This window comes from Massilia genomosp. 1, assembly GCF_011682185.1.
GTDB lineage: Bacteria > Pseudomonadota > Gammaproteobacteria > Burkholderiales > Burkholderiaceae_D > Telluria_A > Telluria_A rubra.
This window is the reverse complement of the sequence record NZ_WHJF01000330.1, coordinates 1-847: the sequence shown is the minus strand read 5'-3', so window position 1 is coordinate 847 and position 847 is coordinate 1. Positions and strand designations below refer to the sequence as shown.

Below are 847 nucleotides of genomic sequence, written 5' to 3'. Positions count from 1 at the left end.
CAGTATCGATTTAACCGGCGCTTCGATTTGTCGACCATCTTGACGCGCCTCTTGTACGCTGCTGTCGCCACGGGCAACCGAACCGAAGCGTGGTGTCGGTTAGCTGAAGATCAGCGCTAATCACCAAGAAAATTGATTTTAAAGGGGATATTGTTACCGAGGCTACCTGGAACAAATTGGCGATTACAGCGCTGCTGACGGTGAAACGGCAGATTTGGATGTTAGCCGAAGACACTGTATTCATTTACGACCCTGACACGGATAAAATCGTCAACAAGCTCCCGCTTGGCGCAAAGTTTACCTACGCCGATTGGCAAATCGCATGGAATGCTGGCAGCATGGTCGAATCGAACGGGTATGTATACATTTACGCGAACGATACCAAAACGACCAACCTGTACCGGGTGAACATCAGCAAGCCTGAGAGCGTCGAATTGATCCGCAAGGGCGAATCGGGGATGCTGAAAGTCGATGCCGATGGCAATATCTACATGGTGAACGAAGAGGAGATCGTGAAGTACAACATGCCGCTTCAATAAGGCCAATTGCCGCGCGCATCGCAGTGGGCAATCAAACGCCTTGTTTCAAGCATGGATTGCGAGCCGCGAGCGGCAATGGCAATGGCGATGGGGCTGCCGGCCCAATCCTCCCAAGTTAAGGAATCCGCACCCGCTCAACATGGTTTTTGCGTCATGAATTTGTGCGGCTTCGGTCTGGATTTGCGCGGCTTCGATTGATTTTCTCGATGAAGGTATGTGTGTTTCCCAAGCAATTTGAGCAGTTTGCGCAAGTGCATGGCGATCTGCTTTCCCAGCAATAGTGCCGGCATCACGGGTTTCAGTGCGGT

At 51.6% G+C, this 847-nt stretch carries 2 protein-coding genes and 1 pseudogene; 2 read left to right on the top strand and 1 reads right to left on the bottom strand.

The window, feature by feature from the left end; all coding sequences use genetic code 11:
* Together F1735_RS33905 and F1735_RS33900 are read left to right on the top strand one after the other, a co-directional pair.
* Nucleotides 1–120, top strand: a pseudogene (locus F1735_RS33905) (IS1595 family transposase); the annotation flags it as partial.
* A gap of 56 nt (nucleotides 121–176) precedes the next feature.
* Nucleotides 177–539 (top strand): hypothetical protein, encoded by a 363-nt coding sequence (locus F1735_RS33900; protein WP_167241429.1) that lies wholly within the window; start codon nucleotides 177–179, stop codon nucleotides 537–539.
* A 45-nt stretch (nucleotides 540–584) separates the two neighbouring features.
* On the opposite strand, the gene F1735_RS36055 is transcribed toward F1735_RS33900, so the two are convergent.
* Nucleotides 585–847 (bottom strand): hypothetical protein (locus F1735_RS36055; RefSeq protein WP_222853184.1); only part of this gene is annotated, 263 nt, incomplete at its 5' end.